This window comes from Chromatiaceae bacterium (assembly GCA_016714645.1).
In the GTDB taxonomy this organism is placed as follows: domain Bacteria; phylum Pseudomonadota; class Gammaproteobacteria; order Chromatiales; family Chromatiaceae; genus M0108.
This window is the reverse complement of the sequence record JADKCI010000001.1, coordinates 1,365,941-1,380,345: the sequence shown is the minus strand read 5'-3', so window position 1 is coordinate 1,380,345 and position 14,405 is coordinate 1,365,941. Positions and strand designations below refer to the sequence as shown.

Sequence of the window (14,405 nt, the reverse complement as noted above, 5' to 3'; positions counted from 1 at the left end):
AGGAGGCGAGTCCCTGTGAGCATCACTAGAGAAAACGTAGATTCAACTGCCGGGCCAGTCGATGCGACTGCCCCGGCGGCAGCGCCGCCCAAATCGCTGCCTGCGATTCATGATGCCGCCCAGCAGACAAGGAACCTGCGGCAGGTACTCCAAGATGATAAACAGCGCATCGGCTGCTTCCTAGGTGCGGGGTGCCCACTTGGCGTATACGACGAGGCAGGTAGCAAAAGCGTGGTGCTCATTCCGGCAGTTGTCGAGTTGACCAAGCGAGTCGCAGACGGACTCCATGCAACAGATACCGCGCTCGGCGCTACCTCGAAGTTAAAAGCAAACTGGGATGCGCTCTGCGCTGAATGCAAGCCATCGGACGGCCAAGATCCAACCGTCGAGGACGTATTGACGGAACTACGGACACTTGCCAATCGCCGGGGCAGTGCCGAAATCCTTGGGATGAGCAAGAAGGATTTGGGCGAACTAGATGACAATGTGTGCGCACTCATCTCAGCGGAAATGCGGAAACCGCTTCCGGAGTACCGCAACGCATACAACCGTTTTGCATCGTGGATTGGCGGTGTTCACAGAGATTCACCCGCAGAGATCTTCACACCCAACTATGACTTGCTCTTTGAACAGGCTCTTGAGCAACATCCGCTTCCGCATTTCGACGGCTTCGTAGGCTCGCGTGAGCCGTGGTTTGATCTAGCGTCGATCGAACATGACACGATCCCGGCACGATGGACGCGGCTGTGGAAGCTCCACGGTTCCATCAATTGGGAAAAAAACGAAGAAACAGTGAACGGTAACAAGGTCACTCGGGTTGTCCGCGTTACCCGTGAGGCAGCAGCTGGCAAAGTGATGATCTTTCCTTCGCATCTCAAGTATGACCAGAGTCGGCGGATGCCATACCTTGCCATGCTAGATCGACTCCGCGCTTTCTTCCACGGGAAAGACGCACCGAGGCTTGTCGTGTGCGGCTATTCCTTTCTGGACGATCACCTCAATGAAGTTCTGCTCGATGGGCTTCGGGGCAATCGCAACGCTCAATGCTTCGCATTGATGTATTCAGGGCTGGATAAACATCCTAGAGTTGTTGAATACGCAGAGAAACAGAGCAATCTGACGGTTCTTGCTTGGGATGGGGCTGTAGTCGGAACACGTGTCGGTGGCTATCGAACCGGAACGACGGGCGGCACTGAACATGCGCCTTGGCTACTGGAAGAGGCATTGGCAGGGGGGGATGCGAAGATAATGCACCCACGCAGTCGTCTTGGCGATTTTCACTACTTCGGGCTCTTCCTTGAACAACTTTGCGGCGGGGGCGGTTATGACACGCAACCAGCCGTCTAATCCGGATCCGTCCCGACTTGGCACGGTCGAGGATGTGAACGGTTCGAGTGTCAGCGTGAAGCTGTCAGACAGCACGCCCGGTGGACTCCTTTTCGTGAACGGCGAGGCCTACCGCGTGGGGCAAGTCGGAGGCTTTGTGCGAATTCCGTCTGGATACGTCGATCTATATGGCGTGATCTCACAGGTTGGCGCAGGCGCTGCGCCCGGCCTCCCAGAGCTTGCGCCGCAATTCGGCAATCGATGGTTGAGAGTCGAACTCGTCGGGCAGGGCCGGCGCGGCACCAAATTCGAGCGAGGCATTGCGCAGTACCCCTCAATTGGAGATTCCGTCCACGTTGTCACCGAATCCAACCTAAAGACGGTCTATGCGCCGGGGGATGACGATGGCTACGTCGCCGTGGGGCGCGTCGCGAGCGCTGAGTCAATCCGAGCCTATCTGGATATGAACCGTCTGGTAAGTCGACATTCGGCGGTCGTCGGCAGCACAGGATCCGGGAAGTCAAACGCAGTCGCCAACCTTCTAGGTACCGTTTCTGATCCCGAGCGGTTCAAGGCTGCGCGAGTCGTGTTGTTTGACTTGCATGGTGAATATGCAAAGGCGTTCGGCAATCAGGCCAGAGTGTTTCGTGTTGGAGCAAACGCATTAGCAGGAGAACGGGAACTACGTGTCCCTTTTTGGGCGCTGACGGCGGAAGAGTTTATTTCCATAGCAATGGGGCCTGTATCCGGAGCGCCGTTGACTCTGCTTCAGGAGCGGCTGCTATCTGCCAAGCGGGCATCGAAGCCTGGCGGAACCCCGCACGGCATGTCAGAACTTGCCGTGACAGTCGATACGCCGCTACCGTTCTCCGTGTATCAGCTGTGGCATGACCTTTATTCGTTGCACTGCGCAACCCACACGGTTAGCAGCAACCAAAATCAAACCGAGGTTACGCGAGCCTATATCGAAGATGGTGTTCCATCAAAGAAAGCCACCGGCGATGCAGACACGCTTGTTCGTCCCCGATTCCAGCCGGTGACTGCTGCCAATATCTATAAGGGCGTCTACAGCGACCAACAGAGAACACATCTTGACGTGTTGGAAGGCAAGCTCCGCGACCCGCGCATGCAGTTTCTTTTCAATCCTGGCGAATGGGCAGCGTCGAAGGATGGAGTGACCCAGGCGGATCTCGATGCGCTGCTTTCGTCTTGGATCGGAGCTGATGCTCCTATTTCCGTTTTCGACCTGTCGGGCGTTCCCACTGCCATTGTGGACGACATGGTCGGAGCCGTTTTGCGAATCCTCTATGACTCAGTGTTCTGGGGTCGCCTAAAGCAGGAAGGTGGACGTGAAAGACCATTACTCGTTGTTTTGGAAGAGGCGCACGTATACCTCAGTGCCCAATCGAAGAGTCGTGCGGCCACTGCAGCTCGGCGTATAGCGAAGGAGGGTCGGAAGTACGGGGTTGGCTTGATGCTGGTGAGTCAGCGCCCGTCGGAAGTGGACTCGACGATCCTGTCACATGCGGTACCGTCATTGCACTTCGCCTCACGAATGATACCGACCGTGCTCAGGTTACTTCGTGTGCGTCGGACAACCTAAAAGGTCTGTTTTCGATGCTTCCAGTTCTCCGCACGGGGGAAGCACTGATTGTTGGCGAAGCAGTCAATATGCCTATCCGCGCAATCATCGATCGACCTCCAGAGGGGCGTCGACCGGATAGTGAAGATCCCGTCGTAGTGGTACCAAAGGATGCGGACGGCAAGCGTGTGAGAAGCGGCGGCTGGACCGAGCCGGTATTGAATGAAAACTACAAGCCTTTGGTCGAGTCTTGGCGTAAGCAAGACCCCACTGTGGGCAACCCAGTGGCGACGGCAAAACCGAAAACATAACATTTCAACCAGGAAGGCGATACACCATGGAACGGACACCTGTCAGCTCAAGCAACATCTCAGCGATTGGCTACGACGCAGATAACCAGGTACTTGAAGTCGAGTTCACCAATGGAGCGGTCTATTCGTACTCGGGCGTTCCGTCCGGCGAGTACGAAGGTTTCATGAATGCGGATTCCAAGGGTAAGTATCTTCACGCGAACATAAAGAATCGCTACTCGTTCATGAAGCACTGAGCCAGTTCTTGATGCTCTTGGCCCATACATGGTCTTCAACAGCACCTATTGGTCACGATGGTCAGCAGGTGGACGAGACTTTGTGCATGAGGCCGAGGACGATTGACCGGATCTCCTGGACACCAGTCTTTGCCCCAGGGAGATCGTCCGGCCGCAGTGGATCGAGAGCCGCAGTCGCAAAGATGGGAAGCGCGTTCAGCTTGGGTTTTATTCAACGACTGGTGCGCAGCGCATAGCAGACCACGTTGGCTCAGAACCCGGCGGCCGCAATGGCCGACCAACCGCCGTACCGCCAGCGCCGACTTTCACCCGTTTGAGCCCTTATGGCTAACTGTAAAAATGAGCAAACTGTCCTCCGAATTGGTTACGACTACCTGCCGCTCTCGTTCAAGACCCCGAAGGAGCAGGAGTACATCGAGTTCCTGTGGGACGCTTTCGAGACGAACTCTCGCGAAAGGACATCGAGATTTGTGCCGCCTTCGATACTGCTGGTTACAGGGCGCATCCCAATTTTTTCGGCATCGAGTCGCTTCACCACGCCTTACGAGAGCAATTTCCCCATGAATAATTGCCGCACCTCCCAGCAAGCCATCGTCGCCGAGATCGAAGCCGAGCAAGCGCTGGTGGCCGCCAACCGCGAACTGATCACCCGCTTCGAGCAAAAGATCCAGGCCACCCTCGCCCGCATCTGGGGCGAAAATGCAGCTGAACCATTCGGAGGAAACGCATGATCCGGCAACTGGAAGTCAAAGGCCTGCGCGCCTTGCGCTATGTTTCGGTCGATTTCGAGCCATTTCTGGTGATGGTCGGGCCGAATGCCTGCGGCAAAAGCACACTGTTCGATGCCTTGCTGCTGGTGCGCGACGTTCTGGCCAGCGGGCTGGATGCGGCGGTGTTCGGCAATGCCCGCATGAACATCGCGCCGCGCGCGGTTGATCCGCTGGACTTGACCTGGCTGCGCCAGGGCGGCGGCGTTGAAATCGCCGTGACCCTGGAATTGCCCGCCGCGATTGTCGAGAGATTGGGGCGGCGTTACCGCTACGCGCGTTATGAGTTGGGCATCCATACCGATGGCCGCTTGGGTTTCGATCATGAAACCCTGTGGCTATGCGACGAGATCAAGCCGCGCGAGATTCATCAGCAGACGCTGTTCCCATTCCCGGAAACGCCCCCGGAACATATTGTTTTACCCCAGAACAAAAAGAGCCCGCCGGGCTGGCGCAAGGTAGTCAGCAAGGTGGTTGAAAGCGGCAACGACTATTTCCGTTCGGAAACGTCGGACTGGAACAATCTGTTTCGCCTTGGCCCAGCCAAAAGCGCGCTCGCCAACTTGCCGGAAGACGAACAGAAATTTCCCGCCGCAACCTGGGCCAAGCGCGTGTTGATGGAAGGCATCCATCGCTTGATGCTCAATGCGGAAAAAATGCGCATGCCTGCTCCCGCGGGCTCCCCGTCCGATTTCTTGCCGGACGGTTCGAACCTGCCCTGGGTTGTGCATGCGCTGGAAAACAAAAGCGGGTCAAAAGCCAAGAAAAACTGGGTGGCGCATCTGGCGACCACACTGGATGATCTGGACGATGTGCAAACATGCGAAAAGCCTGAAGATCGTTCCCGTTATATCCAGTTGAAATACAAAAGCGGCTTGATCGCCCCTTCATGGGTGCTTTCCGACGGAACGCTGCGCTTGTTGGCGCTGACCTTGCTGGCCTATGCGCCGACCACCCCGAACGTGGTGCTGATTGAAGAGCCCGAAAACGGCATCCATCCGAAGGCGATGGAAACCGTCATGCAGTCGCTTTCGTCTGTCTATGACGCACAGGTCTTGTGCGCCACGCATTCTCCGGTGGTACTCAGCCTGCTGGAGTCAAAGCAGATTCTCTGCTTTGGTAAAACAGACGAGGGCGCAGTGGATATTGTTCGCGGCAATGAACATCCGCGCTTGCGCGAGTGGCAATCCGCACTGAATTTGGGTGAGTTGTTTGCAACGGGAGTGCTGGGATGAGGGATTGCCTGTTTCTCGTGGCGGACAAGAATATGGAGGGCATGCTCAAGGGCTTTTTCTCGCGAGATGCTTTTCATCGTGCCATGGGTTGCGGGCATTTTGATTTCGACTGGCGTCAGGATTTGCTGGTCGCCCATGGGCAAAATGACCCTGGGCTGTAGTCGCTACTTCAGCAGGGAAAAGCCCAGGTTCACCAGCAAGGCATTGGCCGTATCGGCGAACAGGGCGGCGGCCAGGGTGACCGCCAGGATGGCCTTGGGGGCGGGGCCGAAGTTCTGCGTCAGACGGTTCATCACCCCCAACCCCACCGGCATGGCGCCCATGGCAAAGCCGATGAAGCCGCCACAGCCCACCGCCCCCTGATAGCCCCGACCCAGGAGCGGATAGACCAGCAGCAGGCCCACCAGGCTGACGATAGTCACCTGGACGACCAGGGTGACGAGCAGCGGCAGGAGGAGATCCTGTAGTTCCCAGAGCTTGAGGCCCATCATGCTGATGGCCAAAAAGAGGCGCAGGGCCACGGTCCCGGTCAACTCCGCGACCACCATATCCACCGGATGGCGCAGCAGGTCGGCGCCATTGGTGAGCACCACGGCCACGGCCATGACGGCGAGGAAGCCTGGCATCACAATGCCCTCCTGCGAGGCCCACTGGCGCAGCACCTCCCCTAGGGCCAGACACAGGGCGATCACCAGGGTGATGACCAGCCAGCGGTCCGAGTTAAGCAGTTCCGCCGTGGACAGGTGCGGCGCCGGCGGTTCCCGGCTCAGCGCGCCCGGGGCGTCAGTGCCTCCGCCCCGATTGGGCTGGCGGCCTATCAACCAGGTGGCCAGGGGCCCCGCCACCAGGCCTCCGGCGATGAGGCCCAGGGTGGCGCAGGCCATGCCGACCTCCAGGACCCCCTCCAGCCCTTGGGCGGGGGTGGCCTGGGCCCAGGCGGCGGCGGTACCATGGCCGCCGAGAAAGGGGATGCTGCCGAAGAAGAGGCCCAGGCTGTTATCCAGGCCGAAACCGCCGGCAATGGCCACCCCGGCCAGGTTTTGCAGGCTGATGACGACCAGGATGGCGAGACAGATGACGGCCACACCAAAACCGCCCCGAAAGAGGGCCGAAAACTTGGCCGACAGGCCCACCCCAACGAAGAACACCAGGAGCAGGGTTTGGCGGATGCCATCGGCAAAGAGGATCTCGATGCCAAAAGCCTCGCGCGCGGCGGTGACCAGGGTGGCGATGAGCAGGCCCCCGGTGATGGCCGGGGGGATATTCCACTCCCGTAGCCGGGGCAGGACGCGATGGGTGAGGATGCCCAGCCGGATGGCGAGGACGGCCAGGATCAGGGTCCAGATTTCGCTAATGGGTGCGGGCATGAGGTTCCTTGGGCATGGCGGGGTGGGCGGGCAGTGCGGGAGCAAAATCGCTAGGCTGGCGAGATGGCTGCAAATATATTAACCGGCAACAGAGAGGGCGGAAGAATGCAATTTTTTCAATCGGTAGCCTGCCGCGGGAAGGCCCCGTCAACGGCAAGAAGCGGGTGGCACCTCTTGGGCCCGATCCTGGCGTTCGCGCTGATGGTTATGCCCTGCCTTACCCAGGCCGGCGGCGCGCCCGACACCGTCCCGCTCCAGATTCCCAACCTGGACAGCCTGCCCGCTGGCGAGATGGGAGAGAGCATCGTCCGGGGCCGCGCCTATCTGGCGAAGACGGGGGAGTTGCTGCCGGCCTTTGTCGGCAATGGCCTCACCTGCAAGAACTGTCATCTGGGCAATGATACGGAAGTAGGGATTATTGCCAATGCCGGGCCCTTTGTCGGGGTGGTCGCCGGCTTTCCCCAGTACCGGTCACGCGACGGCGCGGTAAACCTCCTGGAACAGCGGATCAATTCCTGCTTCGAGCGGAGCATGAACGGCAAATCCCTGCCCCTCGACCACCCCGCCATGGTGGACATGGTGGCCTACATGACCTGGCTTTCCCGCGGGGTGCCGGTGGGGGCCGCGATTGCGGGACATGGGATGCCGCAACTGGTGCTGGCACGGGCCCCCGACCTGGCCCAAGGGGCGGCGATCTATCAGGCCAAGTGCCCCGCCTGTCATGGCGTCACGGGGGCAGGCCTGGCGGGTCCCGATGGCGGCTATGTCTTCCCACCCCTGTGGGGTCCTCAATCCTTTAATATCGCCGCCGGCATGGCACGCCACTTCACGGCCGCCGGCTTCATCAAGCACAACATGCCCCTCGGCCAAGGCAACAGCCTGAGCGATGACGAGGCCTGGGACGTCGCGGCCTACGTCATCACCCAGGAACGCCCGGACTTCGCCGGCAAGACCAAGGACTGGCCTGGTGGCGATAAGCCCAAGGACGCCCGTTACTAGGCGGCCACCGCAGGGCAAGCCATTGTTTTAATAATTTCTATTTGAGTATCCCATGAGCATCAAGACCTCCCAAATTCTCAAAATCCTGCGCGAGCGCTTCCATGCCTTCCCGGGCATCTCCGAAAGGTGCCTGGTGGATTCGCTGCAGGTCTTCCGCCTCTTCGATCTCCGCGAGGGCGAAACCCTGCGCCTCACGGGCAGCGAACTCCCCGACCGCCTCTATGTCGCCCTCGGCCGGGTGGCGATCACCAACGCCGCCGGACAGAGCCACGAGATCGCCGCCAACGACCGCGGCTATGTCTTGCTGCCACCATTACCCGCGGCGGTGACGGTCGTGGCCCTGGAGGACTCCCACCTCTGCCACATTGATACCGCCCTCGCCGACTATCTGGTCACCCTGGAGGAGGTGGCTGGCAGCCTCGCCGCGTCCGGCATGGCCCATGAAGACTACCTCCGGCTGGTGCGCGATACGGCCCCCTTCCAGCGCATCCCCCTGGAAAACGCCGAGCGGGCCTTCGCCAGCCTCCGCGAGCGGCCGGTGGTGGCGGGGGAAGAGATCGTCAAGATGGGTAAGGAGGCGGACGCCTTTTACGTCATCGCCGCCGGCCGCGCCGAGTTGTGGCGGATCGATGACGAAGAGGGTATCCCGATGAAGGCCGCCGAGCTGGAGCGCGGGGCCGCCTTCGGCGAGGAGGGCCTCCTCACCGGCCAGACCAGCCCGGTGACGGTGCGGATGCTGGAGAATGGCGTCCTGCTGCAGCTCACCCGCGACGAGTTCGCCCGGCTGCTCGCCAAGCCCCTGGTGCGCGAGGTCGAGACGCCGGTGGCCAAGGCCATGATCGAGAACCACTACGTCGCCCTCGACGTGCGCCTGAATGAGGAATTCGACGAAGGCCACATCCCCGGGGCCCAGCTGATTCCCCTGTCGCAATTGCGTCAGCGGACCGCCGAACTCGACAGCACCACCCGCTATGTCGCTTACTGCCGCAGCGGCCGACGCAGCTCGGTGGCCGCCTTTTTACTCAGCCAACTGGGCTTCGACGTGGTGAGCATGGCCGGTGGGGTCCTGGCCTGGAGCGACCCGCTGACGGAACCGGAGCCGGAGGACTGAGGCCTGAGCCTAACCCACGAGGACCGGGCCGACCTGACCGGCTCAGTCGTTCATGGCGTCGATCATCTGAGCCTTGGCCTCGCGATAATCCTGATTGGCCTCCTGCATCATCTCCTCCGCGGCCTCCAGGGCCTTGAGAGCCTGATCGATATCGGACCCCGCGACCATCAGGGGGATTTTAGCCACATCCTCTTCGGAGCCTTCCACCAGGCTCATGGTGCCCAGATGTCCCCGCAGCAGGGTCAGCCGATGGAAGCAGAGGGTGTTTATGTCCTCGTGCTGGCAGGAGCAGGTAGCGGACATATTGGTACCCCTGCGCTGGAAGACCAATTTGCAAGGTTCCTGGTCGCCTTTCTGCACCACGAGACGGATCTCCCGGAGGGGATATTGCAAGGTCTCGTAGGCCTCCACCGCCTTCTTGACCGACACGTAGAACTCCTGGGTCCCAATGGCGGCGGAGAGGCCGACCTTCTTCAGTTGCTCCATGAAGGGCCGGGTGGCATCGGCGATCTTGACGTCGATACCCGCCTCTTCGAACTTGCGGTGCAGGTCGGCAAAGCGTTGGGCGGCGGTGATGTCCATGTCGGTGATCGCCTGGGCATCGATGATGACCCATTTCACCGGTGGATCAGCCTCGCCCACCAAGTTCTCCAGGCGATCCATGACGTAGCGCGCATTGGCGAAAATCAGGGGGCCATAGAGGCGATAGATCAGCAGGCCAGGCACGGTGTCGCCCGCCGACTGGGCCAAGCCCCCAGCGGCGGAGAGACCTTCCGGCAGGGCGGCGGTTGATTTAGGCCCCTTCCCCCCCGAGCGGATAGCGCCGAAATCCTGGAATTTACCCCCAGGCCGCCCTCGGCGCAGGATGGCATCCTTGGGGCGGGCGAATTCGACGATCACCCCGCCGAGAGAGATCACCAGCCCGATCAGGATCCCCGGGACCACGCCCGCCACCAGGATGGCGCCCGTGACGGTCATGGAGATGAAAAATTCCACGCGATCCATCCGGAACAGATCCCGCAGCGCGGCAATCTCCAGCATGCCGATACCGGTCACGATCAGGATGGCTCCCAGAGATACCTTGGGCAGCATCCCTATGAGCTCGGTCAGGAAGAAGAGCGACAACAGCAAACCGCCCGCCGCCACCAGTTGGGCCACCTGGGACTTACCCCCGGCGGCATCCACGATGGAGGTACGCGACTGGCTGGCGGAGACCGGGAACCCCTGCAAGAGGCCGGCGCCAATGTTAGCGACGCCAAGCGCCGTCAATTCGGCATTGGGTCTGATTTCGTAACGGTTTTTGTTGGCGAAAGACTGGGCCAGGAGGATGCCATCCGAGAAGGCGAGAAAGGCGATGGCCACCGCCGCCGGCGCCAGGGCGCTGACGTCCGACCAGTGGAATTGCGGCATCACCCATTCCGGGATACCGGAGGGGACGACCCCCACCAGCTTGATGCCCATCGCCTCGATGCCCATGAACTGGGTCGCCAGGATGCCAATCAGCGAGACCGCCAGGGCACTGGGAATGCGCGGCATCTGTTTGTTCAACAGGATCAGGATCAGGATCATCGCCGTGCCAAAGATGAAGGTCGGGGTATGGGCCTGGGGCAACTGGGAGATCACCTGCCAGAGCAGCGGGAAGAAATTCTCCCCCTCGGTATTGATGGCAAACAGCTTGCCCAACTGGGTGGAGGCGAGGATCAGGGAGGCCCCGTTGAGGTAACCGATCAGGACCGGCCGGGACAGGAAATCGGCGATGACCCCGACCTTGAGCCGGGCGGCGAGGATCAGCACAACCCCCGAGAGCAGCGCCAGAGTGGCGGCCAAAGCGGGTATGCGGGAGGGGTCGCCCGCCGCCAGGGGGAGGATGGCCGTACCCGCTAACAAACCGATCGCGGCATCCGGGCCGGCGATGACATGGCGCGAGGAGGCGAAGAGGGCGTACCCCAGGGAGGCCGCCAAGGCGGCGTAGATGCCCGTGATGGGGGGCATGTGGACCAGCTCGGCATAGGCGATGACCGAAGGGATCATCACCACGCAGGCCGTGATCCCGGCCAGGACATCGCCCCCCAACCAACTCAGCCGGTAGTTGGCCAAGACGTTCAGGAGGGGAATCCCCAAGGAGAACTTTCGCCCGGCAAGGGTCTGTGCCATCTATGGGACCTCGTGGATACCTGATTGTGGATGCGCATTCCCGGCACCCAGCCAGCGGCTAGGGCGGGCCTGGCGCCTCGCTAGGATGCGAGGGGCGCGGCGGGACGCGTCGGCACCCCGGTCCTGGACATGACCCGCGGGTGCCTTGAAGGGTAACAATAAGGTAACACGAGGCTAATGAAAAGTTTGGGTCCCGGCCTAGGGCGGACTCCAGGCGGTTTCGGGCACCCGATCAGTGCGGTCAGTGGCGAGGCGAGGTTTCCGCCGCCTGGCCGAGTTCGGCGCGCAGTTCGGCGATCTCCTCGTGGAGTGCCTGAAATTCCTGGTTCTTGCGCGCCAGGTAGGCGGAGGTCAAGGCCCGGCGCCGTTTGATGCCCGCGGGGGTCGGCAGGTAGGCGAACTTTTCGAGCTTTTTCTCGCCGCGCTGGAAGATGCCGCAACTAACCCAGTCATTGGTGACGAAGGTCTTGAGCAGATTGTTGACCGTGCCAACGCTGATGCCGAGGGCGGCGGCGAACTCGCGTTGGGTGCGGTGGGGGTTATGCTCAAGTTGGCGCAGGAAGCGGAAGTGGGTATCTTCTGCTTGGTGGGGGCGGATGGGTGAGGGCATGGCGGCTGGGTTTCCTGACTGGCTGCCCACCCGGCCCTGTCGGTTTCAGTGGGGCTCGGGGCTGGTGACCGGGTGGGCGGAGGCCCGTCCGGAGAAGTGGGCGGATTATCGACGCCTGGCCGAGCCTTGAATAGACATCAAATACGACAAGATACGTCCAAATACGACATTTTAGTCGTTAAGGCCTTGTATAAGCAATAAATCTCTGGCTAAAAATTTTTACGCAGGGGGTGATTTCGCCCTCCCAAACGCGGAAGCGGGCAAGGGTCTCCTAGGCAAGATACAGGGACAACCCCGTCCCAGGTCAGCAAAAGTCCTGGCGGCAAGGCCGGGGCAGAGCATGGAATACCCTTTGCTGGTCCCAATTCTTTGGAGTAGGCTTCCATGCCTTTCACGATTCGACGCTAAGAGGTTTTTCAGTGGAAAAGGATCTGCGCGAGGCCGCCCTCGAATATCACCGCTGGCCTACCCCCGGTAAGATTTCCGTCCGCCCGACCAAGGTCCTGACCAACCAGCGCGACCTGGCGCTGGCCTATTCCCCGGGGGTCGCCGCCGCCTGCGACGCCATCGTCGCCAATCCGGCGACGGCCGCTGATTACACGTCCCGAGCCAACCTGGTTGGCGTCGTCACCAATGGCACCGCCGTCCTCGGCTTGGGTGACATAGGCCCCCTCGCCGCCAAGCCGGTCATGGAAGGCAAGGGCTGTTTGTTCAAGAAATTCGCTGGCATCGACGTCTTTGACATCGAACTGGCAGAGCGGGACCCAGACAAGCTGATCGACATGATCGCCGCCCTGGAACCGACCCTGGGCGGCATCAACCTGGAGGATATCAAGGCCCCGGAGTGCTTCTACATCGAACGGAAGCTGAAGGAACGGATGAAGATCCCGGTCTTCCACGACGATCAGCACGGCACCGCCATCATCTCCGCCGCCGCCCTGCTCAATGGGCTCAAGGTCGTCGGCAAACCCATCGCGGAAGTCAGGGTCGTCTGCTCCGGCGCCGGCGCCGCTGCCATCTCCTGTCTCAATCTCTGGTGCTATCTTGGCGTCCAGCGCCAGAACATCATCGTCTGTGACTCCAAGGGCGTCATCTACACGGGCCGGCCGGGCGGCATGGACGAGACCAAGGCCCAGTATGCCCAGGACACGGCGGCGCGCACCCTGGGCGACGCGATCAAGGGCACCGATATCTTCCTGGGCCTCTCGACCGCCGGGGTCCTGACCCCGGAGATGGTCAAGACCATGGGCCCCCAGCCCATGATCTTTGCCCTGGCCAACCCGACGCCCGAGATCATGCCGCACCTGGCCAAGGCCGCGCGCCCGGACGCCATCATAGCCACCGGCCGCTCGGACTATCCCAACCAGGTCAACAACGTCCTCTGCTTCCCCTTCATCTTCCGCGGCGCCCTGGATGTCGGCGCCACCTGCATCACCGAGGAGATGAAGATCGCCAGCGTGCGGGCCATCGCCGAGTTGGCGGAGGCCGAGGCCACCGACGAAGTGGCCATGGCCTATCCCGGCCGGGAACTCAGCTTCGGTCCGGAATACCTGATTCCCACCCCTTTCGATCCGCGCTTGATCCTCAGGATAGCCCCCGCCGTGGCCAAGGCCGCCATGGATTCCGGCGTAGCCACCCGGCCCATCACCGACTGGCAGGGCTATCGCGCCAAGCTGACGGAGTTTATCTACCACACCGGCGTGGGTATGCGCGCCATCTTCCAGGCCGCCCGCCGGACCAAGGGCAAGCGCATCATCTTCGCCGAGGGCGAGGACGAACGGGTGCTGCGGGCCGCCCAGATCCTGATCGAGGAGCGGATCGCCCGCCCCATCCTCATCGGCTGGCCCGCCGTCATCGGCTATCGGCTGGAAAAGGCGCAACTGCGCATCCGGCCGGGGGTCGATTTCGATCTCGTCAACCCGGAATCCGACGAGCGCTATCGCGAGTGCTGGGAGGCCTACCTCAAGCTGATGGTGCGCCGTGGCGTCACGCCGGCCATCGCCAAGTCCGCGCTGCGCCGGGACAACAGCATCATCGGCGCCATACTGCTCCGGCTGGGCTACGGCGACGGCCTCCTCCTGGGTACCAGCGGCCTCTTCGCCGAGCATCTGCGGGTGGTCCGGGATCTGATCGGCAAGCGCTCCGACGTCCATACCCTGGGGGCCATGAACTACCTCATGCTCCCCGGCCGCTCCCTTTTTATCTGCGATACCCACGTCAACCAGGACCCCAGCGCCCAGGAGATCGCCGAGATCACCCTGATGGCCGCCGAGCAGGTGCGACGCTTCGGGGTCCAACCTAAGGTGGCACTGCTGTCACACTCCAACTTCGGCTCCAGCCCCTCCGAATCCGCCCGCAAGATGAGCCGTGCCGCCTCCCTGATTGACGCCATGTCGGCCGGGGAACTGGAGGTCGATGGCGAGATGCACGGCGACGCCGCCCTCTCAGAGGAGTTCCGCCGCGCCGCCAATCCCAACTCCATGCTCAAGGGCGAGGCCAACCTGCTCGTCATGCCCAACATCGATGCCGCCAACATCTCCTACAACCTGCTGAAGATGACCGGCGGCGAAGGGGTCACCATCGGCCCCATCCTCCTGGGCGTCGCGCGCCCGGTGCATATCCTCACCACCACCTCCACCGTCCGCCGCCTGGTCAACATGGCCGCCCTGGCGGTAGTCGAATCCCTGGAACGGTAAACAGGCTCAGT

The 14,405-nt window shown here is 61.5% G+C and carries 11 protein-coding genes and 1 pseudogene; 9 read left to right on the top strand and 3 right to left on the bottom strand.

Features of this window, described 5'->3' with window-relative positions; all coding sequences use genetic code 11:
* The first annotated feature begins 135 nt into the window (after nucleotides 1–135).
* The 6 genes and pseudogenes from IPN92_06385 (at nucleotide 136) to IPN92_06360 (ending at nucleotide 5,618) form a co-directional block, all read left to right on the top strand.
* Nucleotides 136–1,347: an SIR2 family protein gene (locus IPN92_06385; GenBank protein MBK8637920.1), complete on the top strand. Its 1,212-nt coding sequence runs from the start codon at nucleotides 136–138 to the stop codon at nucleotides 1,345–1,347.
* Nucleotides 1,325–3,219, top strand: a pseudogene (locus IPN92_06380) (ATP-binding protein). Before IPN92_06385 ends, IPN92_06380 begins: the two are co-directional and overlap by 23 nt.
* 26 nt (nucleotides 3,220–3,245) lie before the next feature.
* Complete coding sequence (locus IPN92_06375; protein ID MBK8637919.1) at nucleotides 3,246–3,455, top strand: KTSC domain-containing protein; 210 nt, start codon at nucleotides 3,246–3,248, stop codon at nucleotides 3,453–3,455.
* 323 nt (nucleotides 3,456–3,778) lie between these two features.
* A complete protein-coding gene (locus IPN92_06370) occupies nucleotides 3,779–4,186 on the top strand; it encodes a hypothetical protein (GenBank protein ID MBK8637918.1) in 408 nt (135 codons plus the stop codon).
* Nucleotides 4,183–5,457 carry an AAA family ATPase gene (locus IPN92_06365; protein ID MBK8637917.1) on the top strand — a complete coding sequence of 425 codons (1,275 nt, stop codon included), beginning with the start codon at nucleotides 4,183–4,185 and terminating at the stop codon, nucleotides 5,455–5,457. Before IPN92_06370 ends, IPN92_06365 begins: the two co-directional genes overlap by 4 nt.
* Nucleotides 5,454–5,618 carry a hypothetical protein gene (locus tag IPN92_06360; protein ID MBK8637916.1) on the top strand — a complete coding sequence of 55 codons (165 nt, stop codon included), beginning with the start codon at nucleotides 5,454–5,456 and terminating at the stop codon, nucleotides 5,616–5,618. Before IPN92_06365 ends, IPN92_06360 begins: the two co-directional genes overlap by 4 nt.
* Nucleotides 5,619–5,621: 3 nt before the next feature.
* Here IPN92_06360 and IPN92_06355 read toward each other — a convergent pair whose 3' ends face one another.
* The gene (locus IPN92_06355; GenBank protein MBK8637915.1) at nucleotides 5,622–6,824 is read right to left on the bottom strand and encodes a sodium/glutamate symporter; all 1,203 of its coding nucleotides are present in this window, start codon (nucleotides 6,822–6,824) and stop codon (nucleotides 5,622–5,624) included.
* Nucleotides 6,825–6,929: 105 nt separating this feature from the next.
* Here IPN92_06355 and IPN92_06350 point away from each other — a divergent pair, with 105 nt between their 5' ends.
* The gene (locus IPN92_06350; GenBank protein ID MBK8637914.1) at nucleotides 6,930–7,823 is read left to right on the top strand and encodes a c-type cytochrome; all 894 of its coding nucleotides are present in this window, start codon (nucleotides 6,930–6,932) and stop codon (nucleotides 7,821–7,823) included.
* 52 nt (nucleotides 7,824–7,875) lie between these two features.
* Entirely contained in the window at nucleotides 7,876–8,934 is a 1,059-nt protein-coding gene (locus tag IPN92_06345) for a cyclic nucleotide-binding domain-containing protein (GenBank protein ID MBK8637913.1), read from the top strand.
* Nucleotides 8,935–8,976: 42 nt separating this feature from the next.
* Here IPN92_06345 and IPN92_06340 read toward each other — a convergent pair whose 3' ends face one another.
* Together IPN92_06340 and IPN92_06335 are read right to left on the bottom strand one after the other, a co-directional pair.
* Nucleotides 8,977–11,088, bottom strand: coding sequence for an STAS domain-containing protein (locus IPN92_06340; GenBank protein MBK8637912.1), 2,112 nt, complete (start codon nucleotides 11,086–11,088; stop codon nucleotides 8,977–8,979).
* A 241-nt stretch (nucleotides 11,089–11,329) separates the two neighbouring features.
* Complete coding sequence (locus IPN92_06335; protein ID MBK8637911.1) at nucleotides 11,330–11,698, bottom strand: MarR family EPS-associated transcriptional regulator; 369 nt, start codon at nucleotides 11,696–11,698, stop codon at nucleotides 11,330–11,332.
* A 419-nt stretch (nucleotides 11,699–12,117) separates the two neighbouring features.
* Here IPN92_06335 and IPN92_06330 point away from each other — a divergent pair, with 419 nt between their 5' ends.
* Entirely contained in the window at nucleotides 12,118–14,394 is a 2,277-nt protein-coding gene (locus IPN92_06330; GenBank protein ID MBK8637910.1) for an NADP-dependent malic enzyme, read from the top strand.
* Nucleotides 14,395–14,405: the final 11 nt, after the last annotated feature.

What these genes read in the sequence shown, in the direction of transcription:
- IPN92_06375 (MBK8637919.1), top strand. Translation starts at nt 3,246, where the DNA reads ATGGAACGGACACCTGTCAGCTCAAGCAACATCTCAGCGATTGGCTAC.
- IPN92_06370 (MBK8637918.1), top strand. Translation starts at nt 3,779, where the DNA reads ATGGCTAACTGTAAAAATGAGCAAACTGTCCTCCGAATTGGTTACGAC.
- IPN92_06365 (MBK8637917.1), top strand. Translation starts at nt 4,183, where the DNA reads ATGATCCGGCAACTGGAAGTCAAAGGCCTGCGCGCCTTGCGCTATGTT.
- IPN92_06360 (MBK8637916.1), top strand. Translation starts at nt 5,454, where the DNA reads ATGAGGGATTGCCTGTTTCTCGTGGCGGACAAGAATATGGAGGGCATG.
- IPN92_06355 (MBK8637915.1), bottom strand. Translation starts at nt 6,824, where the DNA reads ATGCCCGCACCCATTAGCGAAATCTGGACCCTGATCCTGGCCGTCCTC.
- IPN92_06350 (MBK8637914.1), top strand. Translation starts at nt 6,930, where the DNA reads ATGCAATTTTTTCAATCGGTAGCCTGCCGCGGGAAGGCCCCGTCAACG.
- IPN92_06345 (MBK8637913.1), top strand. Translation starts at nt 7,876, where the DNA reads ATGAGCATCAAGACCTCCCAAATTCTCAAAATCCTGCGCGAGCGCTTC.
- IPN92_06340 (MBK8637912.1), bottom strand. Translation starts at nt 11,088, where the DNA reads ATGGCACAGACCCTTGCCGGGCGAAAGTTCTCCTTGGGGATTCCCCTC.
- IPN92_06335 (MBK8637911.1), bottom strand. Translation starts at nt 11,698, where the DNA reads ATGCCCTCACCCATCCGCCCCCACCAAGCAGAAGATACCCACTTCCGC.